Below are 25,638 nucleotides of genomic sequence, written 5' to 3' on the forward strand. Positions count from 1 at the left end.
GTGATGGGCTGCACGCCGTGGTGGCGCAGCGCGGCCTCCAGGTCCTCCGGGAAGGGCGTGCGGGTGCGCAGGTTCAGGGCCGCGGCCTCGGCGAGCAGCGTGGCGCCCTCCTCGCGGGTGACCTCGACGCCGAAGCGGTTCTCCCGGGCGTGCTTGAGGATGCGGCGCAGCTCGCCCCGGCTCACCTCGGAGCGGGTCAGCTCCAGCACGCCCTGCTCATCCGAGGCGATGACCTGGAGCAGCTCCACGCCCCCGCGCACCACGCGCGTGAGCAGCAGTCCGAACTGTCCCGTCGAGGAGACGAGCGTCACCAGCGTCGGCAGCGCCTCCGGGGGCGCGGGGGCCGCCGCCGGCTTCGGGGCTTCGGGCAGGGCGACGCCGCGCGAGCGCAGCCGGTAGAGCGCCTTCTTCGCGGCCTTGGCCAGGGGCTTCACCGCGGAGGCGGACAGGGCCTCCGGCAGCGCCGCGTGCCCCGCCAGCACCGCCGCCTCCAGCACCGCGCCCGCCAGGGGCTCCGGCAGCGCTTCCACGGCTTCGGCGGTGGCGGTGGCCACGTCGCTCGTGAGCCGCCTTGCCTGCTCGACGGCCGCTTCGGGGAAGGCGGGCAGGGGTGTGCCGGCACGCAGCGCGTCCAGCAGGGGGCGAGGCTCGGTGGAGGCAGGGCTCATGGACGGGTTCTACTTCACGCGCTACCGCCGCCGCACCAGCCAGCTCCTCCCGGACTGTCCCACGATGACCAACTCCGACTGGAGCCGCCCGCCGAACACGCGCGACGGATGCACCCCGCGCACGAGGTAGTGGTCGTACCAGCTGCCCTGCGTCGCGTAGTCCAGGTCCTGGGGACGCCACTCGGACGGGAAGGTGGGCGGCACCTCGCCCCGGTAGCGCAGCGGCGAATGCGGCGTGGTGGCGAAGGTGAAGTTGGGCACCCCACCGCGCTCGCGCGCCAGCACCGCCGCGCCGTGCAGGAAGACGGGGAAGCGCACCACGCGGGAGCCCGCGTCGAACACCAGCCCCATCACCTTCGGCCGGCTCGCGGTGACGTCCGCGAGCACGTCCCACTCACGGGCCTCCTCGGCGAAGTCGCGGAAGCCGCGCCCCATCACGAACGCGACGAGCAGCGCGCCCACCGTCGCCGCGAGGACCAGGGGCCGCCGCCACTCCGCGCGCGTCGGCGGCATGCTCGCCACCAGGAGCGCGGCGGCCAGGTGCGCGTACCGCGTGTTGAGGTAGTAGACGTACCCGCGGATGTCGAAGGGCAAGAGGAAGAACAGCGCCAGCGCCAGCACGCCCAGCCCCAGCAGGCGAAAGCGCGCCACCGGCCCCTCGCGGCGCGTCCCCGGCCGCGCGAGCCCCAGCACCCAGCCCACCACCGCCACCAGCGCGACGGCGTACAGCGGCCACCGGTCCGAGCCGTCGTGGAACGTGTTGGCGAGCACCTGGAAGAACTCCGCGCGGTTCTGCTCGAAGCCCTTCCACGCCAGGTTCTGCGGCGAGAACGTGGGCCCCCACGCCTTCCACGGTGCCCCGGGCTGGATGTCCGGCGGGTTGCCGAAGCGCAGCACCACCCACGCGAGGAACAGCGTCACGCCGGGCACCACGCCCAGCAGCGCGGCCCCGCGCGGACGCAAGCGCGCCCCCACGCCCGTCGCCCCCGCGTCCTCGGGCACCGGCGTGGTGAGGAGCAGCCACGGCAGCCCCAGCGCGAGGAACCCGAAGGCCTGGACGTGGAAGAGCAGCACCGCCACGAGGCAGGCCGCCAGCCCCACGCCCCACGCGCGGCGGCGGGGCACGTCCGTCAGCGTCCGCACGAAGAGGCCGCAGCACAGGAGCGTCAGCGGCAGCGCGGCCAGGTAGTTGATGAAGCCCCAGCCGAAGCTGTCGCCGTACGCCAGGGGCAGCGTGAGCAGCGCGGGCCAGGACGGCCGGCCCAGGCTTCGCAGCAGGAAGGCCAGCCCCAGCGGCAGCCCCACCACGTACGCGGTGAGGAAGACGCGGTTGGCCATCTCCAGCGGCAGCAGCCAGTTGAGCGCGCTGACGAGGTAGTAGTAGCCCAGGTAGGGCGTCAGCTCGTGCCGCGCGGCGAACAGCGCCGGGTACAGCGTCGTCGGGTCCTCCAGCCGGTGCAGCACGGAGATGAGGTACAGGTGCTGCGGCAGGTCCACCATGGGCAGGACGCGCGACACCCAGAGGGGCAGCGCGCCCAGCACCAGGGCGGCGGCGAAGGCGATGCGGGCGGTTCGGTTCGTCACGGGCAGGAGGGCGCGGACTGTACGCGCGCGCGCCCACACCCGGCGAGCACACCGTGGGCTCCGGCGCTCTGATAACAGGTAGGCAAAGGTGCGGGCTCCTGCCTTGGCAGGGGGAGGGCCCTGCGGTATAGGCCGGACTCGACGGGGGTCTCTCGCCCCGGCTTGAGGAGAGCGGACATGGCACGCAGCGCGACATTGAGGACCGCGATGACGGCGGGGTTGTTGCTGGGAGGCCTGTGCTGGGTTCCCGCGACGTCCCACGCGTGCGAGGCCCATGCGAAGGCGGCCGCATCCTCCCAGGGCACCCCGACGCCCGCGCCCTCCCAGGCCACCGGGGCGAAGGCGGCCGAGTCCGCGCCGCGTCCCCTGGAGGAGCTGGACCAGGTGCTGACCGCGAAGTGCTCCTGCGGCAGCAAGGCGGACTGCACCTGCAAGCGCGGCAAGTGCGAGTGCTCCAAGTGCAAGGGGCGTCACGCGCCTGGCCAGGTGATGGACGCGCTGCGCGGCCGTCCCGCCACGCAGGAACTCCAGGAGGCGCGCTACGACGCCTCCGCCGGCGTCTTCATCTGACGTGACGCCGGAGGATGCCGGAGCCGTGGCGGTGGGACACCCCCGCCCGGTCCGTCAGGCCGTCGAAGGAGTGGCGGAGCGCCCACGCGGCGCGGGGGCCGCGCCCTCGGACACGAGCACGGGCCAGCCACGCGCCATCGCCTCGCGGAAGAACGACGCCAGCTCGTGACGGCTGGTGTTCACCGCGCCCTGGAAGGGGTCGATGAGGGCTTCCTCGCCCAGGCTCTCCTGCGAGCTCAGCTGCACCGGGTGGCCGCACCGCTCGCAGCGGATGGACACCTGGCGCACCAGCGCCACCGGCACCGCGTAACGGGCGCTGCACTCGCCGCACTTCCACACCAGCGCGCGCTCGCCCGCCTCCCTCCGCGCCAGCTGCTCCAGCTCGTCCGCCAGGCGCAGCAGCGCCGGGAGGTCCTGGGGCGGCTGGGCGAAGACGGCGCTGGGGCCGAAGCCCTTGCCCGGAGAGCCCAGGCCCGGAGGCCGGTCTCCCTGGAGCAGGGCGCGCAGGCGGTCCCGGGCGCGCAGGTCGCGGAACTCGGCGCCCGCGAGCGCGCGCTCCACGGCCTCATGGACCGGGGGCAGCTGCGGCTCGAGCCGCTCGTCGTCCGGCAGGGTCTTGGGGAAGTCCACCAGCCGGTGGGCAGGAATGGCGAGGAATCGGAAGGCCACGGTCCTTCCATCCATTGCACTTGAACCCGGCGTCCGCAAGACGCGAGTTTCCAAACCTGGAGCGCGGACGACAGTCCGCACGCTCCCTCAGACGGACCACTCCAGCATCCGCTTCAGCGGGGCCAGCGCCGCCCCCTGGAGGTCCGCCGGCAACACCAGCTCCGGGGTCCGGTCCCGCATGCAGCGGTACAGCTTCTCCAGCGTGTTCAGGCGCATGTACGGGCACTCGTTGCACGCACACCCGTTGTCCGGCGGCGCCGGGATGTACGTCTTGTCCGGCGCGCCCTTCTTCATCTGGTGGAGGATGCCCGCCTCCGTCACCACGATGAACTTCGACTTCGGGCTCTTCACCACGTAGTCCAGCAGCGCCTTCGTGGAGCCGATGAAGTCCGCGTGCCGGAGCACCTGCTGCTCGCACTCCGGATGGGCCACCACCTCCGCGTCCGGGTGCTCCACCTTCAGCTGCACGAGCTTCTTCTCGCTGAAGATCTCATGGACGATGCAGCTGCCCGGCCACAGCACCATGTCGCGCCCCGTCTGCTTCATGACGTGGCGGCCCAGGTGTTGATCCGGCGCGAAGAGGATGGACCGGTCCCTGGGGATCTGGTTGACGATCTTCACCGCGTTGGACGACGTACAGATGACGTCGCTCATCGCCTTCACCGCGGCGGAACTGTTGACGTAGGACACCACGAAGGCGCCCGGGTGTTTCTCCTTGAACGCCTTGAACGCCGCGGGCGGACACCGGTCCGACAGCGAGCAGCCCGCCTTCAAATCCGGCAGCAGCACCTGCCGCGAGGGGTTCAAGATCTTCGCGGTCTCCGCCATGAAGTGCACGCCGCAGAAGACGATGACGTCCGCGTCCGTCTTCTCCGCCGCCTGCGCGAGCGCCAGGCTGTCACCGACGAAGTCGGCCACGTCCTGCACCTCGCTCTCCTGGTAGTAGTGCGCCAGGATGACCGCGTTCATGGAGCGCTTCAGCGCCCGGATCTCGGCCTCGTAGTCCACCGTCGCGCCCATCGTGGTTCTCCTCGCCGGGCAATCTGTAACCGCCCCCGGACGCCGCGGCCAGCATGCGCCGGACCTGTCCGCCCACGGGCCCTACCTGGCACGGTGTCCCGGATGACTTAGGGGGTTTAACCTATTCCGAAAAGTCTCTTACCCCCCCGTACATCACCTAATCCATGGGAGCAGGTAAAGTACGCGGCGGTCTGCTGGCGGCTCACCGGGAAGGCATCGCAGCGCGGGCCCGCTGGCAGCGGACATCCACCAGGCTCGGACACTCAGACATGCGACTGGCGGGAACGGGGCTGGCTCCAGGCCCTGCGTCTACACAGCAATGGCGCCGTGCGCAGGCGTCGGTGTGGCCCTTGCGCGTTGGGAAAAATCCATGAGCGTGCCCACTCACGAAGTCCTCATCGTCCACCCCAACGAGGCGCGCCGCAGCGCGCTGATGTCAGCGCTGGGGGCGCACCGGGTCGCGGCGGTGGGCTCGCAGCTGGAGGCCACGCGGCGCATGGAGTCGTCAGTGCCCACGCTCATCATCGCGCCCGCGGACAACGCGAGGCGCTTCCTTCGCCACGTGGACCGGGCCGCCCCGGAGGCTGTCTGCGTGTTCGTCTGTTCCCGGTCGGATCAGCTGGGGCTGGAGGAGCTGGTGGAGACCGCCGCCGAAGGGCACGTCTTCAGCACGGTGGACGACGCGCTGTCGGAAGGGGAGCTGGGACTGCGCCTGCGCGACATCCTCCAACTCCGGGCCTCCACGCGCGTGTCGCTGGACGCGGGGTTGCGGGTGGACTTCCTCCTGCGCGATCAGCACGTCGTCGCGGAATGCCAGGACCTGGGCAACTTCGGCGCGGCCCTGCGCATTCCCATGGACATGTCGATGGCGGCCTTCCTCCCCGGGTCACCCCTGGACGCGCTGTCCATGGTGCGCGACGGCGTGCCGGTGCTGCACGTGGCCCGGGCCTACGTGCGCCACGCCACGCCCGTGCTCCACGACGGGCGCGGCTTCCTGCGCGTGGGCATCTCCTGGCGGCGCGCCGCCGACGAGTCGTCCGCGGCCCCGCCCCGCACGCTGCGCGACCCGGTGGCGGTGCTGGCCGCGCTTCGCAAGGCGCTGCGCCGCGAACTGCCCGTGTGGCTGCACCCGCCGGACAGCCAGGCGGCGCACTTCCGGCTGGAGTCCGCCACGGTGGAGCCGGGGGACGAGCGCGGCCAGCTGCGCGGCCAGGTGTCCCCGACGCTGCCCGCGAGCGTGGGGGAGGTGGTCCACCTCTCCTTCGAGATGGGCGGCCAGCGCTACTCGGGGGTCACCAGCATGCTCCAGGTCGCGCACGACGGCGTGTCGCTGGGCCTGCCCCGCTCCCTGACGGTGGAGAACCGGCGCGGCCAGCAGCGCTTCCGGCCCTCGCCGCAGAACCGCTTCCTCGTGCGCTTCACCTCGCCCTTCGGGGGCCAGCGCATCACGCGCGCGGTGCTGGACCTGGGAGGCCGCGGGTTCGCCTTCCCCATCGACGCGTCGTGCGAGGTGCTGCCCGCGGGCTCGCGTCTGGACGCCACGCTGCTCCTGCCGGACGGCGCTGAGGCCTCGTGCCGGGTGGAGGTGCGCTCGGTGGACGTCGTCCCGTTCGAGGCCCGGCATGATCAGCGCCTGAGGCCCTACCGCTGCGGGGTGCGTGTGATGGAGCTGCTGCCCGCGGTGCGCGACGCCGTCGTGGACGCGTTCGTGGCCGCCCGGGCGCCGCAGGTGAAGGACGGCGCGGTGTTCCGCTTCCCCGACCTCTGGCGGATGATGCAGGAGGCCCGCTACACCTTCCACCCGGACCATCCCTTCGGCGAGGAGGCCCGCGTCCTGCCTCCCCTCGAAGAGCTGCACGAACGGCTGGGCCGCGCCCGCGACCTGGGGCGCTCGCTCGTCTACACCGACGGGCAGCAACCCCTGGGACACGTCAACGGCCTGCGCATGCACTCGCGCACCTGGCTCGTGCAGCACCTGGCCGTGCTGCCCGGCTTCCGGCGCAGCGAGCAGGTCTCCAGCGAGTTGACCTCGCTCGCGGTGGAGGTGGGCGAGGCGATGGAGGACGTGGAGTTCATCCGCTACATGTGGCGCACCGACAACCGCTGGCCGCACCGGCTGGGCACGTGGCTGGCCCGCGTGCTGGAGGGCCAGGGGCTGTGCCACCTGCGCCAGTTCCACTACCTGCGCGCCGCCCTGGACACCGTCCCCACGGAGGCCCCCGCGGGCCTGCCCGCCGTGCGCGAAGCGGGCCCCGAGGACCGGCGGTGGCTGGAGTCGTATCTGCGAGGCCAGGGGGAGATGGTGCGCCTGCTCAGCGAGGACCTGCGCGCGGACACCCGCTCCGAGGAGCTGCTGGGCAAGCGCTTCCAGGCGGCGGGGCTGCACCGGGACCGGCGGACGTACGTGGTGGACGGGGAGACGGGCCCGCTCGCCATCGCGCTCCAGGAGGAAGCCACCCCGGGCCTGAGCCTCATCGAGGTCTCCAACAGCTTCAGCCTCGTGGTGCCGGACCGGGCGAACCCGCGCACGCGCGACGCGGTGGCGGCGCTGACGTGGCGGTGCATGGCGCACGCGCGGGAGCGGGGCCGGCCCTCGTCGCTGGGCATGGTGGACGCGGCGGACGTGCCGGTGCTGGTGGAGGCGGGCTTCGTGGACCAGGGACGCTTCTCCGAATGGACGTTCCACCGCTCCATGGTGCGCCGCTGGTGCGAGGCGTGGCGGTCGCTCTTCGAGCGGCAGGCCCCCACCCGCCGGGCGGCCCGCGCCGCGCTGGAGCAGGAGGAGGCGCCGTGATGTACCTGATGGAATCCAAGGGCGAATCCCAGCGCCTCTTGGAGCAGGAGCAGTCCCAGGACACGCGCGCCGTGCTGCACGGCACCGGCCTCAAGCCGGGGGACCGGGTGCTGGACGCCGGGTGCGGCCCCGGGGGCATCGCCGAACTGATGGCGGAGCTGGTGGGGGAGGGCGGCCACGTCACCGGCGTGGACGTGCACGCGGGCCGCATCGCGGAGGCGCAGGCGCGAAACCGCCACCGCCCCCACCTGGAGTTCCTCCAGGCGGACGTGCGCGCGTGTGGCCTGCCGACGGGCAGCTTCGACTACGTGTGGAGCCAGTACGTCTTCGAGTACCTGCCGGACCGGCAGGTGGCGCTCGCGGAGCTCATCCGCGTGACGCGGCCCGGGGGCCGGGTGGTGGTCTCCGACATCGACGGGCTGGGGTTCCAGAACTGGCCCTTCCCGGAGCACCTGCGCCAGGGCACCCAGCGCATCGTGGAGGCCCTGGAGTCCCGCGGCTTCGACCTGTACGTGGGCCGCAAGCTGTACTCGGACTTCCGCCGCGCGGGCCTCACCCAGGTGCGCGTGCACCTGGTGCCCTTCTACATGGCCCCGGGCGCCGCCGAGGCGCGGCTCCTGCGCGACTGGGAGACGCGCTTCGACGCGCTGGCGCCCGTGGCGGCGCCGGCGTTCGGAGACCTTGCGGCCTACCAGGCACACTGCCAGGAATTCCTCTCCATGCTGGCGGACCCGGAGGGACTGAAATATGCGGTGACGCTCGTGACCGAGGGAATCAAGCCGTGAGTGGGCGCCTGCCGGCGGTGAAGGTGCAGGAGGTATCGCCGGACAACGCCCCGGAGGTGAGCGTCCGCGCCACGTCCACGCTGCTGCTCTACTTCGAGCACCGCTATGGCGCGGAGCGCCTGGCGCGGCTGTGGCGCGAGCAGGGGTTCAGCCTGGGGCTGGACTACATGCGCACGCCCACGAACTACGTCTCGCTGCACTTCCTGGAGCGCGTGGCGGCGGCGCTGCGCGACGCGTCCGGCGACTCGAAGTTCATGCGCGAGGCGGGCCTGTTCACCGCGTCCCCGCAGGCGCTGGGCTTCGTCTTCTACATGCTGCGCGCCTTCGGTTCGCCCAAGGCCTGCTACAAGCAGACCATCGACTTCTCCCCCAGCTACAACCGGGTGGGCGCGTTCACGGTGGACCTGCTGGAGCACAAGCGGCTCAAGCTGTCCTACCGCAGCAGCATCCCGGAGCGCAGCCGCAACATCTGCGAGCTGCGCATGGGGCAGTTCGCGTCCTTCCCCACCATCTGGGGCCTGGCGCCCGCGGAGGTGCGGGAGACGGAGTGCCAGGTGCAGGGCGGCGAGGCGTGCCGCTACCACCTCACCTGGACGGATCCGCCCACCATGTGGGGCCACTACCTGGGCCTGCTGCTGGGCATGGTGAGCGGCCTTCTGGCCACGCACCTGGGCTGGGGGGACGCGCTCTTCTCCGTGACGGCGCTGGGCGTGGGCGGCTTCGCGCTGGGCGGCTGGTTGGACCGGCGGCGGGAGTTGCAGCGCAAGGACGAGCTGCTCTCGGCGCAGGCTCAGGCGAACCTGGGCTCGCTGCGCGAGCTGCAGCAGCGCTACGACGAGGTCTTCGGCAGCAACGTGGCGTTGGAGGACCGCGTCGCGGCGCGCACGCGCGAGCTGTCGGAGGCCAACGCGAAGCTGGAGGCGGCGCTCGTCAAGCAGCGCGAGCAGGACCGGCTGAAGACGGAGTTCTTCGACAACGTGAGCCATGAGCTGCGCACGCCGCTCACGCTCATCCTCCTGTCGCTGGACGCGCTCCAGAAGGAGCCGGAGTCGCTGCCGGCCGTGGTGCGCCAGCACCTGACGACGCTGGATCGCAGCACGCAGCGGCTGTTGCGCCTCATCGACAACCTGCTCAACCTGGCGCAGCTGGAGGCGGGCAAGGTGCGCCTGCGCTACCAGCCGGTGGAGCTGCACGCGTTCCTCACGTCGCAGCTGTTGCCCTTCCGCACCGTGGCGGAGAAGCAGGGGCTCACGCTCTCGCTGGAGGGCACGCCGCTGTCGCCGGTGCACGTGGACGTGGAGCGCATCGAAGGCGTGTTCCACAACCTGGTCTCCAACGCGCTCAAGTTCACGCCGCCCGGCGGCAGCATCGCCGTGCGCCTGCGCGAGGACGCGAGCGACGTGCACGTGGAGGTGGTGGACACCGGGCAGGGGATGGCGCCCGCGGACCTGGCCGTCATCTTCGACCGCTTCGCCCAGGCGGACACGTCCGGCACGCGGCGCTTCGGAGGCAGCGGCATCGGGCTCGCGCTGGTGAAGGAGACGCTGGAGCTGCACTCGGGCGGCATCGAGGTGTCGAGCACGCCGGGCCAGGGCTCCAGCTTCCGCGTGCGCCTGCCCAAGGGCTCCGCGCACCTGCGCGAGGAGCTGCGCGATCGCCGGACCCCCGACACGGCCCCCCGGAACGAGCGCCGCAGCTCCGGCCGCTTCGCCACCGTGCTGTCCGCGACCGCCGCGGGAGCGGCGCCGCGGCCCGCGGAGCCCCAGGACCACACGCGCGCGGACGCCAAGGCCCCGCGCATCCTGGTGGTGGAGGACGACGCGGAGATCCGCGCCTTCATCGCGGACATCCTCGCGCCCAGCTACCGGGTGCTGGAGGCGACCAACGGCGAGGAGGGCGTGCGCCGCGCGCTGGAGGACCGGCCGGACCTGGTGGTGTCGGACGTGATGATGCCGGTGCTCTCCGGCCTGAACCTCCTGGTGCAGCTGCGCTCGCATGCCCAGACGGTGGACCTGCCCGTCATCCTGCTCACCGCGCGCCAGGAGGTGGCCGCGAAGGTGGAGGCCCTGGGCGCGGGCGCCAACGACTACCTGGGCAAGCCCTTCAGCCCGCGCGAATTGCTGGCGCGCGTGGAGACGCAGCTGCGGCTGCGCGAGGCGGCGGTGCGCGCGGCGGAGAACGAGCGGCTGGCGGCCATCGGCCTGCTCACCTCCGGCTTCGCGCACGAGGTGCGCAACCCGCTCAACGGGCTGATGAACGCGCTGCTGCCGCTCAAGGACGTGCTCCAGGGCAAGGACACGGGCAGTGACCCCAACCTGGGCCCCGCGATGCTGGAGGTGATGGAAGAGTGCGGCCAGCGCATCCGGCACCTCGCGGAGTCACTGCTGTCCTTCGTGCGCACGGCGGAGAAGCCGGTGGCCGTGCGGTTGGATCAGGCGCTCGACTCCACGCTCAACGTGCTGGGCTGGCGCATCCCGTCCGGCGTCGTGGTGGAGCGCGCCTACCACTGCACCGACCCCATCTGGGGCGACCCGGGCACGCTCAACCAGGTGTGGCTCAACCTCCTGGACAACGCCCTGCGCGCGGTGGGCGACACGGGCCGCGTGCGGGTGGAGACGTCCCAGGAGGACCACGAGGCGCTCGTCACCATCGTGGACAGCGGCGTGGGCATCAAGCCGGAGGACCTGGAGCGGCTCTTCCAGCCCTTCTTCTCCACGCGCGCGGCGGGTGAAGGCACCGGCCTGGGCCTGGCGCTCAGCCGCCGCATCGTGTTGCAGCACGGCGGTCGCATCGGCATCACCAGCCAGATGGGACAGGGCACGCGGGTGGAGGTGCGGCTGCCCATGCGGCCGGCGCTGTCGGACGCGCTGTCCTCCACCCCGACTGGCGGTGTGGGTCGGGGGCGTTGGACGCGACGCATCGGTTGACGCGCTGCTCAAGGAGGGGGCGGGAATTCCCCCGGTCGCGCGGTGTCCTCTGTCCTATCGGAAGACGTGACTCTGCTAGAGTCGCGCGTCTTTCATTTCACCCCCTTCCAAGTCCAGTTCGAGGAACTCACGGCATGCAAAGCACCGTCGCCGCGGGCGAGGCCCGCAAGGGGCATCCCCCGGGCCTCTACCTGTTGTTCGCCACCGAGATGTGGGAGCGCATGTCCTATTACGGCATGCGCGGCTTGCTGGTGCTCTTCCTCACCGACAAGGTGCGGGGCGGCTACGGCTGGTCCACGGCGGATGCGCTGAGCCTCTACGGCACGTACACGGGCCTCGTGTACCTGACGCCCATCGTGGGCGGCTACATCGCGGACCGCTACATCGGTCAGAGGAAGGCGGTGTTGCTGGGCGGCGTGCTGATGATCATCGGCCACCTGCTGTTGGCGCTGCCAGGGACGGGCATCTTCTACACGGGCCTGGGCTTCCTCATCGTGGGCAACGGCTTCTTCAAGCCGAACATCTCCACCATGGTGGGCGGGCTGTACCCGACGGGGGACGGTCGGCGCGACGGTGCCTTCACCATCTTCTACATGGGCATCAACCTGGGCGCGGTGCTGGGCAACTTCATCTGCGGCACGCTGGGTGAGCGGGTGGGCTGGCACTGGGGCTTCGGCTCCGCGGGCGTGGGCATGACCCTGGGTGTCATCATCTTCCTGGCGCTGCAGAAGCGGCTCCTGGGACAGGTGGGCCTGGCGCCCGCGCCCCGGCCTCCCGTGTCCGCGACGACGGCGTCGGGCGGCAAGGCCCCGGCGTTCTCCCGCGAGGAGTGGGACCGCATCATCGTCATCTTCATCATCGCGCTGTTCGTGGTGGCCTTCTGGACGGGCTTCGAGCAGGCCGGCGGTCTGATGAACCTCTACACGGACCAGAAGGTGGACCGGACGATGTTCGGCTGGGAGGTGCCCACCACGTGGTTCCAGAACTTCAACTCCGTCTTCATCGTGGCGCTGGCGCCGGTGTTCGCGGGCGTGTGGAGCTCGCTGGCGGCGAAGGGCAAGGACCTGAGCATCCCGCTGAAGATGGCCCTGGGGCTCATCTTCCTGGCGGTGGGCTTCGCCTTCATGCTGGGCGCCTCCAAGGAGAGCGCGGCGGACGGCAAGGCGGCGGCGTGGTGGGTCATCATGGCGTACCTCTTCCACACCATGGGGGAGCTGTGCCTGTCGCCGGTGGGTCTGTCCATGGTGAGCAAGGTGGCGCCCACGCGCGTCACCTCCGCGATGATGGGCGTGTGGTTCCTCGCGAACGCGGTGGCGAACAAGCTGTCCGGCGTGCTGGGCGGCTACTCGGAGAAGATGGGTGAGTTCAGCGTGTTCGTCACCATCGTCGTCGGCGCGGGCCTGGCGGGCGTCATCCTGCTGGTGCTGGCCCCGGTGCTGAAGCGGATGATGCACGGCACGGACGAAGTGACGCCCGCCCCGACGCCCACGCATCAGGAGGGCTCGGTCCACCCGGCCACCTGAGCTTCCCAGGGCTTGGGAATCTGAAAAGACAAGCGCCAGAGCGCACCATGCGCTCTGGCGCTTTTCTTTTGTCAATGCCTTTGAGGCGATGTCTGGCTTTATTTGCCAGCCATCATGGGCGCTTCGCGCGCGAAGTGCCTGTCAGCGTTGTCTTTGCGTCAGGCCTCTGGACGTTTCTCCGTCAACGATGTTAGGCAGCGCGTTCTCCGCGTCCGACCGCCGTCAGGGGGAGTGTCTTAGGCGGAGGCTCGTCGCACGCGGTGCTCTGGAGGCATCGTTGATGAGGCGTCAGCATTTCCGGATCTTCGCCCATGGGGCGTGGAGCCTGTTCCTTCTCCTTGGTCTTTTCTCAGACACCGCCCTGGCACAGGGGAGCCCAGGCGAGTGTCCGCGGGACACCTCGTCCGTCGAGGTCTGCAATGGCTGTGACGACGACCTCGACGGCTTCATCGACGAGGGCGGTGTCTGCCGGTCGGACTCGCTGGCGTGCGAGTGCCTGGCCGAGACCTGCGCGTCGCAGGGCGCCAACTGTGGCGCGATGCCCGACGGATGCGGCGGCACCCTGCAGTGTGGCACTTGCCCAGTGGGGCAGTCGTGCGGCGCGGGTGGGGTCCTCAACGTCTGCGCCGACGGTAACGCCTGCGTGCCTACCTCGCAGACCGTGGCGTGTAGCGGAAAGAACTGTGGCACGGTGTCCAATGGCTGTGGCGACACCTGGCCCTGTGGCACCTGTACCGGGGCCAACTCCTGTGGTGGAGGGGGGACGGCCAACGTTTGCGGCTGCACGCCCCTGCCCCAGCAGACGGCGTGTCTGGGGAAGAGCTGCGGCACGGTGTCCGATGGCTGTGGCAGTACCCTCTCCTGTGGGACGTGCTTGGGGCCCGACACCTGTGGAGGAGGCGGCTTCGCCAACGTCTGCGGTTGCACGCCCCTGACCCAGCAGACGGCGTGTCTGGGGAAGAACTGCGGCTTCGTCTCCGATGGCTGTAGGTCGATCCACAACTGCGGCCCGACGTGCTCGGGTTACGATACTTGCGGTGGTGGAGGGACGGCCAACGTCTGTGGTTGTGCGCCCACCCCGCAGGCCACGGCCTGCGCGGGCAAGAACTGCGGCACGGTGCCCAATGGCTGCGGTGGGACGTGGAGCTGTGGCACGTGCTCCGGCGTCAACTCGTGTGGTGGAGGTGGGACGGCCGACATCTGTGGGTGCACGCCGAACTCCGACGCCTGCGATGGCCGGGAGTGTGGAACGGCTGCCAACGGCTGTGGCGCCAGCGTGAGTTGTGGCACCTGCGCCTCAGGCCACTCCTGCCGGGCCGGTGTCTGCACCTGACCCTCCTGTGCTCGAACCCCTTTCGTCAGGCACCCGCGTGACTGACTCCCTTCATCGCTCCCGTGGACCGGCAGGCCGGCCCGTGGTGGAGATCCTCACTTGAAAAGCATTCTTCTTGCCGTCATCGCGCTGTCCTTCACGGTGGGCTCCTGCGGCCCCACCGAACCGGGTCTCTCCGACCTCTCGCTGGTGCCGCGGGGGCGGAACACGGGACGGTTGATCAACCCTCCGTCCGACATCCTGCTGCCGACGGAGACGGGCGCCAACAGCCTGGCCTTGGGCAACGTGGCAGGGAAGCCCGGCGTCAGCATGGATGGCACCGCGACCTACGCCCTGCCGCTGTGGGTACCTCCGGGACGCGCCAGCATGCAGCCCGACCTGTCCCTGCTCTACCGGAGCGAGGTGGGGCAGGGGGTGCTCGGCGCGGGCTGGACGCTTGCGGGCACATCGCAGATCTCCCGCTGTCCCCGGACCCAGGCGCAGGACGGGCTGGCGGAGAGCATCACCTTCACGACCTCGGACGTCTTCTGCCTGGATGGGCAGCAGCTCGTGGCGGTTCAGGGCGCCTACGGCGCCTCGGGTACGGAGTACCGCACCGAACAGGAGAGCTTCACCCGCGTGGTGTCGCTCGACGCGGACGCTTCGGGACCGGGCTCGTTCCGCGTCTACCTGAAGAACGGGAGGATCCTCACCTACGGCGGGCTCCACCAGTCCAACCTCGCCGGGGAGCGCCTCCAGGTGAGCCCTGAGGGCACTGACGGCTTCACCACCACCCGGGATGGCAAGCAGAACCGGCTGACCTGGGCCCTGGCCCGGGTCGAGGACCGCAGCGGCAACGCCATGTCCTTCCACTACACGCTGCGCTACGACAGCGTGGACACCAGCTACGAGCATTTCCTCACCGGCATCGAGTACGCGGCGTCCTCGGTGGGGGCCGGGCTGGCCGCCAACCGCTTCGTCGACTTCGACTACGAGCCACGGCTGGACAGCAGCGTGGCCTTCGTCGCGGGCCTGAAAATCAAGCTGAGCCAGCGGCTGAAGTCCATCACCATGCGTGCCCCCAACCCCACGACGGTGAGCCAGGTGAAGCAGTACCGCCTGGGCTACACCCCGAACCTTGGGGCTCAGAGTCTCACCACGTTGTCTTCCGTGCAGGAGTGTGACGGCACGGGCGTCTGCATGAACCCCCTCACCTTCGAGTGGACGCCGGAGACGGACACTTTCGACGATGTCGACACGGGCGTCACGGACGTGATGCAGACCTACTCCTCGGTCTACGACTCGCTCTACTGGGTGCTCCAGACCCAGGACGTGGACGGCGACGGCCGCGACGACCTGCTCTACCGGAAGCCCGATGCCACGGGGAAATTCAAGTGGATGCTGCGCTACGGGTCCGCAGCAGGGTACGGCGTTGGCTACGAGGCGGTGGGACTGCCGGGCATCTGCAATGACGTCAAGGCCAACCACAACGGTCGGTGGGTGGACGTCAACATGGACGGAAGCCTGGACGTCAGCATCCTGGAATGGAACCTCTGCAGCCAGCCGGGGCAGATCAGCTTCCTGAAGCACCTGCGCCGGACGAACAATTCCAGCGGCGGCAATTGGTTCACGACGGTGGAGGACGACGGGAAGTGGGGCGACGACTACTGGTACGCCGACCTGGACGGTGACGGGCTGCCGGACCTCGTGCGGGTGCTGACGGTCAACAACCGGAAGGAACTGGGGTGGCGCCACAACGTGGGGGGGACCCTCCAGCCGTTCCAGCTCATCTCCACGGGCCCGCGCAACGACAACAACCAGTTCGTCGTCAACCTGGACGGCTCCGGGCGGACGAGCCTGCTGCTCGTCAACATGCGCGAGATGCCGGGCCTGCCGAGCCACTACGAGGAGGTGGGCACGCGCTACTGGAGCGTGGGCCTGCGCAACGGCGTCTTCTCCAAGCAGGAGACGACGCTCGTACGCACCGACGTCAACGAGAAGCAGTACCTCTTCGCCGACCTCAACGGGGACGGGCTCCCGGAAGCGATGAGGGTGCCCGCCACGGGCGGTGACATCGAGGTGCTGGTCAACACCGGCAATGGCTTCGCGGTCCCCTACCTGGTGGCGCTGCCGCAGGGCTTCAGGGTGGGCTCCTTCAGCAAGGACAACGGGCTGCGGCTGTTCGACTTCAACAATGACGGCCGACAGGACCTGCTGCTGTTGGACGACGCGGAAGGCACCCGTTCGCACCCGATCGTCCTCCAGTCCACGGGCGCGGGCTTCGTCGCGACCTCGCTTCTTGCGTTCCCGCTGGGGCAGACGACCCGGGAGGGCTTCAAGCTCTCCCAGGTGCTGGATGCCAACGGGGACGGCCTGGGGGACTTCACGCAGATGATCAACGGCTCCCTCCACGTCTACATGCGACGGGGGCCTCCGGCCCGCCTGCTGTCCGGCGTCGTGAACGCATCCGGCGGCCGCGCGGAGTTCTCCTACAAGCCCCTGTCCGACGCTTCCGTCTACACGCCGGGCTCCGGCTGCGCCTACCCCCAGTCCTGTGTGAAGAAGGGGCGCTGGGTGGTGGCCGAGCTGCGCACCGATGCTGGCGTGGGCCAGCCCTTGCGCGCCCAGCGCTACGCCTACGAGGACGGCCGTTTCGACCTGCTGGGCCGGGGGTGGCTGGGTTTCAACGCCGTCAGCGTGACGAACGTCGCCACCGGACACGTGATGCGGACCGAGTTCGACAACCGGACCCGCCTGGGAACCTTCTATCCCTACGCGCGCCAGACCGTCGCCGAGTCGTCCACCGTGACCGTGGGAGGACGTGTGCTGACCGAGAAGCAGACGACCGTCCTGTCCTCCAGCACGCGTGCGGGCCTGGGGGGGGCTTCCATCTTGACGGTCCTGCCCGAGTCCTCACGCCAGGAGGCCTACAACCGGCTGACCACGGAGGCTCCCAACCTGGGGTTGTTGCGGCGGCTGAACACCACGTGGACGTTCGACTGGACGTACGGAAACCTCACGGCGCGGCAACAGGCGCTGGAGGGAGGGGAGACGCTCAACTGGCAGTCGACCCACTTCAACGACGCATCCCAGTGGCTGATCGGCCTGCCTGCCGTCGTCAGTGAGATGAGCTCGTCGCCGGACGCGGGGCTTTCCCAGACGCGGGTGGTGTCGACCACGTATGTGCCCGGTACCACCCTGGTGGCGACGCGAACCATTGCCCCGGGCGTGCCGGAGCTGGAACAGGTGACGACCTACCAGCGGGACGCGGATGGCCTTCCCCGGCAGATCACCCTGTCGGGGGCGGGCATGGCCGCGCGCACGACCACCCTGACGTATGACACCCTGGACCGGACGCATCCGGCCACCCTGACCAATGCGCTCGGACACACGGTCAGCTACGCCTACCATCCCGGACTGGGGCTGCCGGCGGTGCGGGAGGATGCGAACGGCCTCTCCTCCGCGTGGCAGTACGACGGCTTCGGGCGGCTGAGGACCTTCGCCGGGTCGGGCATGCCGGCACTGCTGGTGAATTACGATGCCTGCGCCACGACCCCTGGCTGCATGCTGGAGGTCCATTCGCGGGAGGTGGTGTCTCTGCCCTCCAGTCCCCAGGATACGCCCCAGGCCGCCGGTGGGGAGCGCTACACGCGCCTGGATCGCCTGGGGCGCTCGATGAGCGTACGCACGCGTGCCTTCGGTGACGCGAACGCCAACGGACTGGAGGATGACTGGGACGTGAGCACGTCCGAGTACGACGCGCTGGGCCGGGTCGTGAAGACCTGGACGCCCTCGCCCACAGGGGGAAGCCCGGTGGCCACGATGTTCACCTTTGACAGCCTGGACCGGCCGCTGACGCGGACCCACCCCGACGGAACCACGCTCCGCTGGGCCTACGAGGGCAAAAAGGTCTCGAGCTGGGACGAGAAGAACCAGCTCTCGGTGACGTGGCTGGATTCCGCAGGCCGGGTGAAGACCACGGAAGACGTGCTGGGCGCCCAGCACCTGCTGACGCAGTACACCTACGGCTCCTTCGGCCTGCTGGCGTCGGTGCTGGATGGCAATGGTCAGGGACCGCGCTTCGACTACGACAACCTGGGCCGTCAGAGCCGGCTCATCGACCCGGATTCGGGCACGACGCGCACCTACTACAACCCGTTTGGCGAGGTCTCCAGCGAGACGGATGCCCGGGGCGACACGACGACCTACGCGCGGGACGTGCTGGGTCGCGTGCAGACGGTGACGAACCGCGACGGGATTTCGCGCTTCACCTGGGACGGGAACCACGGCCTCGGCCTGCCGGCGACGCGGGTCCAGGAGTCCATGGCGGGGAACATCTCCACGGCCTTCACCTATGACAGTCTCAGCCGGCCGGTCCAGGAGGACTGGAACGTGCTGGGCGCGACCTACTCCTTCTCGCGGACCTACGACGCCCAGGGACGCCTGCAGACGCAGAGCTACCCCACGGTGGGGGGACTCACGTTCGCGACCACGAACGAATACACGAAGTGGGGGGCCCTGCTGGCGGTGCGTGAGCCCGGGTCGTCGGGCACCACGCACTGGAAGGCGGAGGGACGCAACGGCCTGGGGCAGCTCACGGCGGAGCGGTTCGGCAACAGTGTGAAGGGCACGCGCCGCTATGACTCCCGCGGACGCCTGGTGTTCATCGAGAGCAAGAACCTGCGCACCGTCCAGGCCCTGGCATACGAGTACGACCTGAATGGCAACCTGCTCAGCCGGCATGACCGGGACCGCCACACCACCGAGGACTTCACGTACGACTCCCTGGACCGGCTGACGCGCTGGTCCGCCTTCCAGAACTGCCAGCAGTCCGTGGTGGACTACAGCTACGACACCACCGGTAACCTGTTGGAACGGACCGTCACAGAGGGTGCAGGCGACAGCATCTCGTATTTCTACGAGAGGACCGGGGGGGCGGGGCCCCACGCGGTCAGCCGCTCCTCGCTGGGTTCCTACACGTACGACGCCAGCGGCAATCAGCGCACCGCGCCGGACCGCACGGTCGATTACACCACCTTCAACCTTCCGACGAAGGTGACCCGGAACGGCCAGGACACGGTGTTCCGCTATGACGCGACCCACCAGCGGATCGTGAAGCTGTCTCCGAATGGGGAGGTCACGGTGTCATTGGGCGGGCGCTACGAGGTGCGGCGCGCGGCAACGGGCACGGCGATGCACCTGTTCAACGTGATGGGCGCCGAGGGCCCGGTGGCCCAGGTCGCGTGGAACACGGATGCGATGGGAACCATCACGCGGACCCGGAAGCTCTACCTGCACAAGGACTCCCTGGGGTCCGTGGACACGCTCACGGACGAGAAGGCGACTGTCATCGAGCGCATGCGGTACGAGCCCTTCGGTGGGCGCCGCTACTCGAACAGCCTGTCATCGCCGCAGACCCGCGGTGACGCCACGCGTGTGCACATGGGATTCACCGGCCACGAGACCGATGAGGAGCTGGGCCTCATCAACATGAAGGGGCGCATCTACGACCCGCAGCTCGGGCGGTTCCTCAGTCCGGACCCGTACCTGCCGGCGCCCCGGACGAGCCAGGCGCTCAACCGCTACAGCTACGTCCTCAACAACCCGTTGCGCTACACCGACCCGTCCGGGTTCCTGCCCGTGGAGATGCCCGTCATCGTCTACGACAGCTGGTACGGCGGCTATGCCCTGGCGGGAGGAGGCGGTGTCTGGCTCTACACCGTCTACCGGGAGGACTACGGCAACGGGAACTACATGGAGGCCTTCCCGACCAATGTCGGTGATTTCCTGAATTCGCAGGAGAAGGTCATGATGCCTGGCGGCTTCGTGTACTTCTTGCTGAGAGGGATGGCCGGTAGCGCGAAGGCCAGTCGATCCGTGCAGGAGACACCGACGAACCGGTACTTCGGAGGCAACGCCTACAACGAGTTCGCACGCGACCAGTTCAACCTGACGCCGGAAGAGCAGTTCTCCTACCAGAAGAGATTGGATGAGGACATGCAGCGGTGGTGGGAGCGGACGAAGGTTCTGGGCCCCCTGTTCCTGCTCGTGACGGCTCCGGAGGTCGGTATCCCTGCCGTCTTGTTGGCGGAGGTCTCGGCCAACTCCTCGGCGGTTTCCCTTGCGCAAGCCGAGGCCACCGCTGTGGCCAGCGCTGCCCGGGCGGAGGCCGCAGGGGCGGCGGCGGAGGCCAGCGTCAGTACCGCCGCCGAGGCAACGTCTGTCACTGCCGCAGAGACTTCCACTGCGGCTGCGCAAGGTACGGAGGCCCTCGCCGCTCGGGCGGAGCAGGTCCATGGCGTGCTCGATCCAATCGCAGCGGCTCAACGGACCACGGCTGCCATGGATACGAGTGCTGGACGAATCATCGCAAGCGGGGGGCGTGACTTGACGCCGGCGCAGCGGGCAACGTTGCTGCCGGGTGAGATCGCCGGCAAGCTTCCAAAGGCACACGCGGAAGTGACGGCAATCACGAAGGCTCAAGAAATTGGAGCGACTCCCCAATCGATGGCGGTCACGCGGCCCATCTGCGACCAGTGCTCCATCGCGATTGAGGCAAGTGGCGGCACGGTGACGAGCCCTACAACGGCGGTATGGCCATGAAGGTTCTTCGCTTCGATGAAGGTCAGGTCGCGGGGATGCTCGAAAGGCTTCCCCCCAGGCTTCGAGTCATCTTCGCCGCGTCTTGTGCCGAGCGGTTGCTCCCAGCCTACGTGGCCTTTGCTCATGGGACTGGGCGAGGAGATGCGGCGGGGCTCAAGAACCTCCTCGCGTGGTTGTGGGAGAGCCTTGCAATCCCCCTGGCTCCGGAGAGCGAGGTGCAGGAAAGAGTCGATGCCTGCATGAGCCTCATCCCGCACGAAGACGACGGGCCTTGGGCCGATGGGCAGGCACCCGCGGAAGACGCAGGCGCTGCGGTGGCCTATGCGCTCAGGTGCCGAAAGGGCGGTGAGAGCCAGGAGGCTGCGTGGGCAGCGCGCCGCGTCTACGAGGCGGTCGACCACCACGTGGTCAACGTGGAGGGCATCGACGTGAATGTGCCAGGCGCCGGGGAGCGCATCCTCGGGCAGCGGCTCGTGCAAGCCGAACTGGCACGCCAACGGCGTGACCTCGACGAGCTGCTCGGCGACCGCGATGGAGACGTTCGCGAGATGGCTGCGCGCTTTCAAGCCCGGGCGAAGGAAGAAAGCGCCATCTTCTTCGGCCTGAGGTCATGAGCGGGGCTCGCATCTGATGACAGAGAGGCGGCGCCCGATTCAAAGGGCGCCGCCTCCTCGCGACTCGCGGTCTCCAGGCGGAGCTTCGATGAAGGCTTGCCTGGGGCGCTTCAGGCCGGCTTCGCCTCCACCGCGGGCGTGCGGCCGTCCAGCGGGGCCTGCGCGTCCGTCATGAAGTAGTCGCGCACGACGTAGCGGCGCGCGACCAGGGCCATGCCCACCGCGGCCGCCAGTGCCATGCCCGCGTAGAAGAAGAACTGGGCGGAGCCGGTGAAGACGTTGAGCGCCGCGGCGATGGCCACCGCCACGTTGGCCAGCGTGTTCGTCACCAGCCACACGCTCTGCACGGTGCCCTTCATCTCCCGGGGCGCCTGCGTGTACGCGAACTCCAGGCCCGTGGTGGACACGAGGATCTCCCCCAACGTCAGCACGATGTACGGCAGGAGCTGCCAGGCGATGTTCAGCGTCGTGCCGCCCTCCATCACCACCTGGAAGAAGCCGGCGATGATGAACGCCACGGCGCCAAACACCAGCCCCAGGGGCATGCGCCGCAGCGGCGTCAGCTCCCAGCCCAGGCGCTGGAAGGCCGGGTAGATGATGGCGGTGAGGAAGGGAATCAGCATCATCACCAGCAGCGGGTTGATGAACTGCATCTGGCTGGGCTGGAACACGACGCTGCCCACGTGCGGATCCATGGCGCGCGCCTGCACCACCCAGGTGGACGCCTTCTGGTCGAACAACATCCAGAAGAAGGGGACGAAGGGCAGCATCAGCCCGGCCACCCGGAACACCGCCTTCACGCCCTCCACCGCCTCCGCCGGGTGCGCCGCCTTCGCCTTGTCCAACCAGTGGGCGCCCTTGGGCGCGTCGCCCTTGAACGCGCTGCCCACCACCTTGAGGAACGAGTGCGGGTTGGGGCCCGTGGGCGGCACCAGCACGTAGTGCTTGCGGCCGGCCCAGAAGATGACCGTCGCCACGAACATCAGGATGCCCGGCACGCCGAACGCCACCGCCGGCCCGAACTTCGTCATCAACAGCGGCACGAACAGCGACGCGAAGAACGAACCGAAGTTGATGGTCCAGTAGAAGATGGCGAACACCTTCTTCACCAGGTGGCTGTTGCTCTGCGTGAACTGGTCGCCCACCATCGCGGAGACGCACGGCTTGATGCCGCCGCTGCCCACCGCGATGAGCGTCAGGCCCGTGTAGAAGCCCGTCGCGTTGTCCTCGAAGAGCGCCAGGCACGCGTGCCCCGCGCAGTACACGAGGCTCAGCACGAAGATGGTGCGGAACTTCCCGAAGAAGCGGTCCGCCAGGTACCCGCCAATGAGCGGGAAGAAGTACACCCCCGCCATGAACAGGTGGAACAGGCCCTTCGCCTGGGCCTCGCGCGCGCCCGTCTCCGGGACGTGGGTGCGCAGGAGGTAGTCGATGAAGAACACCGTGAGGATGTTCCGCATCCCGTAGAAGCTGAAGCGCTCGCAGGCCTCGTTCCCGATGATGTACGGGATTTGAGGCGGGAAGCGGTCGGACGCGCGGGTGGAGGTCTCGGCCATGACCTCCACCCTACCGGGGCCCCTCAGGCCGCGTCCACGCGCTTGCCCACGCGCGCCCGGCGCGACTTGCCGAGCACGTGCTTGAGGTAGCGGCCGGTGTGGCTGGCCTCCACCCGGGCCACGTCCTCCGGGGTGCCGGTGGCCAATATCTGCCCGCCCCCCGCGCCGCCCTCGGGCCCCAGGTCGATGAGCCAGTCCGCGCTCTTGATGACGTCCAGGTTGTGCTCGATGACGAGCACCGAGTTGCCCGCCTCCACCAGCCGGTTGAGCACGGACAAGAGCTTGCGGATGTCCTCGAAGTGCAGGCCCGTGGTGGGCTCGTCCAGGATGTAGAGCGTGCGGCCGGTGGCCACGCGCGCCAGCTCACGCGCCAGCTTGATGCGCTGCGCCTCGCCGCCGGACAGGGTGGGGGAGGGCTGGCCCAGCCGCAGGTAGCCCAGGCCCACGTCGGTGAGCGTCGTCAGGACGCGCATGATGTCCTTGTGCGCGCCGAAGTGCTCCACCGCCTCGCGCACGCTCAGGTCCAGCGTCTCCGCGATGTTCTTGCCCTTGTAGCGCACGCGCAGCGTCGCTTCGTTGAAGCGCTTGCCGTTGCACACCTCGCACGGCACGTACACGTCCGCCAGGAAGTGCATCTCCACCAGCTTCACGCCGTCGCCCTCGCACGCCTCGCAGCGGCCGCCCTTGATGTTGAAGCTGAAGCGGCCCGGGCCGTAGCCGAACGTGCGCGCCTCGGGCGTCATCGCGAACACCTCGCGGATGGCGTCGAACACCTTGGTGTACGTGGCCGGGTTGCTGCGCGGCGTGCGGCCAATGGGCCGCTGGTCGATGTCGATGACCTTGTCCAGGTGCTCCAGGCCCTTGATGGACTTGTGCTTGCCCATGGGCTCGCGGCTCTCATAGAGGGCCCGCGCCAGCGCCGGGTACAGGATCTCGTTGATCAGCGTGGACTTGCCCGCGCCGGACACGCCCGTCACCGCGGTGAAGATGCCCAGCGGGATGTCCGCGTCCACGTTCTTCAGGTTGTTCTCCGTCGCCCCCACGATGGAGATCTGATGCTTGGGATTGACGGGCCGGCGCGACTCCGGGACTTCAATCTCCTTGCGCCCGGACAGGTACGCGCCGGTGAGGCTGTTCTCGTCCGCCATCACCTGCTTGGGCGTGCCCTGGGACACCACCTGCCCGCCCAGCTCGCCCGCGCCCGGCCCGAAGTCCACCAGGTAGTCCGACTCCTCCATCGTCTCCTCGTCGTGCTCCACGACGATGACGGAGTTGCCCAGGTCGCGCAGGCGCTTGAGCGTGGTCAGCAGCTTGCCGTTGTCGCGCTGGTGCAGGCCGATGGAGGGCTCGTCCAGGATGTAGATGACGCCCGTCAGCTCGCTGCCCATCTGCGACGCCAGCCGGATGCGCTGGCTCTCACCGCCGGACAGCGTGGACGCGGTGCGATCCAACGTGAGGTAGCCCAGGCCCACGTCCACCAGGAACGACAGGCGACTGCGGATCTCCTTGAGCAGCTCCTGGGCGATCTTCTCCTCCTGCTGGCTCAGGTCCATCTTCGTCAGGAACGCGCGCGTGTCCGTGATGGTCAGCCGGCTCAGGTCCACCAGCGTGCGCGTGTGCACCTTCACCGCGCGGCTCTCCGGGCGCAGGCGCTCGCCCTTGCAGGACGGGCAGGGCTTGTCGCTGAAGTACTTCTGGAGCTCCGCCTTGCGCGCCTCCGACGTCGTCGTCTTGAAGTTGCGCATCGTGCGCGCGAGCAGGCCTTCCCACTCCATCTGGTACTGGCCGCTGTCACCCCACTGCACGGTGAAGGACTTGCCCTTCACGCCGTTCATCAGCGTGTCCTTCTCCCGCTTGGACAGCTTCGCGTACGGCACGTCCAGATCAATCTTGAAGGCCTGCGCCAGGCTCTCCACGAAGTCCGCCGTCCAGCCCTCGCCGCGGTTCATGCCGCTGGCCCACGGCTCGATGGCGCCGTCGCGGATGCTGCGCGTCTGGTCCGGCACCAGCAGGTCCGCGTCCATCTCCGGCCGCGTGCCCAGGCCGTTGCAGTCCGTGCACATGCCCAGCGGGTTGTTGAAGGAGAACGACGCCGGGGTGAGGTCGCCGAAGGACAGGCCGCACGCGGGGCACGCGTTCAACTCGCTCATCACGCGGTCGGAGGCGGGCGTGCCCTTCTCGTCGGTGATGATGAGCGTGCCCTTGCCCTCGCGCAGCGCCGTCTCCACGGAGTCGGTGAGGCGCGTGCGCAGGTCCGGCTTCAGCACGAGCCGGTCGATGACGAGCGCGATGTCGTGCTTGGACTTCTTGTCCAGCTCGATGCGCTCCTCCAGCTCGCGCAGCTTGCCGTCCACGCGCGCGCGGGAGAAGCCGCGCTTCTGCGCCTCGGTGAGCAGATCCTTGTGCTCGCCCTTGCGGTTGGTGACGATGGGCGCCATCACCTGGAGCTTGGTGCCCGCGGGCAGCTTCATGATCTCATCGACGATCTGCTGCGCGCTCTGCTTGCCCACCTTGCGGCCGCATTGGGGGCAGTGCTGCACGCCGATGGAGGCGTAGAGCACGCGCAGGTAGTCGTGCACCTCCGTGACGGTGCCCACGGTGGAGCGCGGGTTGTTGCTGGCCGCCTTCTGCTCGATGGAGATGGTGGGCGACAGGCCTCGCAGCGTGTCGTAGCGGGGCTTCTCCATCTGCCCCAGGAACTGGCGCGCGTAGGAGGACAGGCTCTCCACGTAGCGGCGCTGCCCCTCGGCGTAGAGGGTGTCGAACGCGAGCGAGCTCTTTCCGGAGCCCGACACGCCGGTGAACACCACGAGCTTCTTCTTCGGGATGTCCAGGGAGACGGTCTTGAGGTTGTGCTCCCTGGCACCACGGATGGAGATGACGTCGGGCTCGGACATGGTGGCGCGCTTTATCACTGAAAGGGTGTTCCGGTGAACGCAAAGGCGTCCTACCAGAGGGATTCTCCCGGAAACACCCGACGGCGGCCCCCGCATCCCCCCGGCCACCCCGGGGG

Annotated in this window: 12 protein-coding genes and 1 pseudogene; 7 read left to right on the forward strand and 6 right to left on the reverse strand. The window is 69.3% G+C overall.

Annotated elements, in window-relative coordinates; all coding sequences use genetic code 11:
• Positions 1-668 (reverse strand): annotated as a pseudogene (locus tag D7V97_RS15205) (hypothetical protein); the annotation flags it as partial.
• A 21-nt stretch (positions 669-689) separates the two neighbouring features.
• Positions 690-2,252 carry a hypothetical protein gene (locus D7V97_RS15210; RefSeq protein WP_199728817.1) on the reverse strand — a complete coding sequence of 521 codons (1,563 nt, stop codon included), beginning with the start codon at positions 2,250-2,252 and terminating at the stop codon, positions 690-692.
• Positions 2,253-2,429: 177 nt separating this feature from the next.
• On the opposite strand from D7V97_RS15210, the gene D7V97_RS15215 reads away from it, so the two are divergent.
• On the forward strand, positions 2,430-2,822 hold the full coding sequence (locus D7V97_RS15215; RefSeq protein WP_120611366.1) for a metallothionein: 393 nt from the start codon (positions 2,430-2,432) through the stop codon (positions 2,820-2,822).
• 54 nt (positions 2,823-2,876) lie between these two features.
• On the opposite strand, the gene D7V97_RS15220 is transcribed toward D7V97_RS15215, so the two are convergent.
• A complete protein-coding gene (locus tag D7V97_RS15220; protein WP_120611367.1) occupies positions 2,877-3,491 on the reverse strand; it encodes a hypothetical protein in 615 nt (204 codons plus the stop codon).
• An 87-nt stretch (positions 3,492-3,578) separates the two neighbouring features.
• Positions 3,579-4,511, reverse strand: a complete 933-nt coding sequence (gene nadA / locus D7V97_RS15225; RefSeq protein ID WP_120611358.1) for a quinolinate synthase NadA — start codon at positions 4,509-4,511, stop codon at positions 3,579-3,581.
• A 370-nt stretch (positions 4,512-4,881) separates the two neighbouring features.
• On the opposite strand from nadA, the gene D7V97_RS15230 reads away from it, so the two are divergent.
• The 6 genes from D7V97_RS15230 to D7V97_RS15255 all read left to right on the forward strand — a co-directional run bounded on the left by D7V97_RS15230 (position 4,882) and on the right by D7V97_RS15255 (position 21,069).
• Positions 4,882-7,305: a PilZ domain-containing protein gene (locus D7V97_RS15230; RefSeq protein ID WP_120611359.1), complete on the forward strand. Its 2,424-nt coding sequence runs from the start codon at positions 4,882-4,884 to the stop codon at positions 7,303-7,305.
• Entirely contained in the window at positions 7,305-8,090 is a 786-nt protein-coding gene (locus D7V97_RS15235) for a methyltransferase domain-containing protein (protein WP_199728818.1), read from the forward strand. The genes D7V97_RS15230 and D7V97_RS15235 overlap by 1 nt, the downstream gene beginning before the upstream one ends.
• Entirely contained in the window at positions 8,087-11,017 is a 2,931-nt protein-coding gene (locus D7V97_RS15240; protein WP_120611360.1) for an ATP-binding protein, read from the forward strand. Before D7V97_RS15235 ends, D7V97_RS15240 begins: the two co-directional genes overlap by 4 nt.
• Before the next feature lie 134 nt (positions 11,018-11,151).
• A complete protein-coding gene (locus D7V97_RS15245; RefSeq protein WP_120611361.1) occupies positions 11,152-12,540 on the forward strand; it encodes a peptide MFS transporter in 1,389 nt (462 codons plus the stop codon).
• A 1,432-nt stretch (positions 12,541-13,972) separates the two neighbouring features.
• Entirely contained in the window at positions 13,973-20,455 is a 6,483-nt protein-coding gene (locus D7V97_RS15250; RefSeq protein WP_120611362.1) for an RHS repeat-associated core domain-containing protein, read from the forward strand.
• Positions 20,446-21,069 (forward strand): DUF416 family protein, encoded by a 624-nt coding sequence (locus tag D7V97_RS15255; RefSeq protein ID WP_120611363.1) that lies wholly within the window; start codon positions 20,446-20,448, stop codon positions 21,067-21,069. Before D7V97_RS15250 ends, D7V97_RS15255 begins: the two co-directional genes overlap by 10 nt.
• Positions 21,070-21,179: 110 nt before the next feature.
• On the opposite strand, the gene D7V97_RS15260 is transcribed toward D7V97_RS15255, so the two are convergent.
• Positions 21,180-22,625: a POT family MFS transporter gene (locus tag D7V97_RS15260; protein WP_120611369.1), complete on the reverse strand. Its 1,446-nt coding sequence runs from the start codon at positions 22,623-22,625 to the stop codon at positions 21,180-21,182.
• Between the two features lie 23 nt (positions 22,626-22,648).
• On the reverse strand, positions 22,649-25,522 hold the full coding sequence (uvrA, locus tag D7V97_RS15265) for an excinuclease ABC subunit UvrA (RefSeq protein ID WP_120611364.1): 2,874 nt from the start codon (positions 25,520-25,522) through the stop codon (positions 22,649-22,651).
• Between the last annotated feature and the right edge of the window lie 116 nt (positions 25,523-25,638).

This window comes from Corallococcus sp. CA053C (assembly GCF_003611675.1).
Taxonomy (GTDB): domain Bacteria; phylum Myxococcota; class Myxococcia; order Myxococcales; family Myxococcaceae; genus Corallococcus.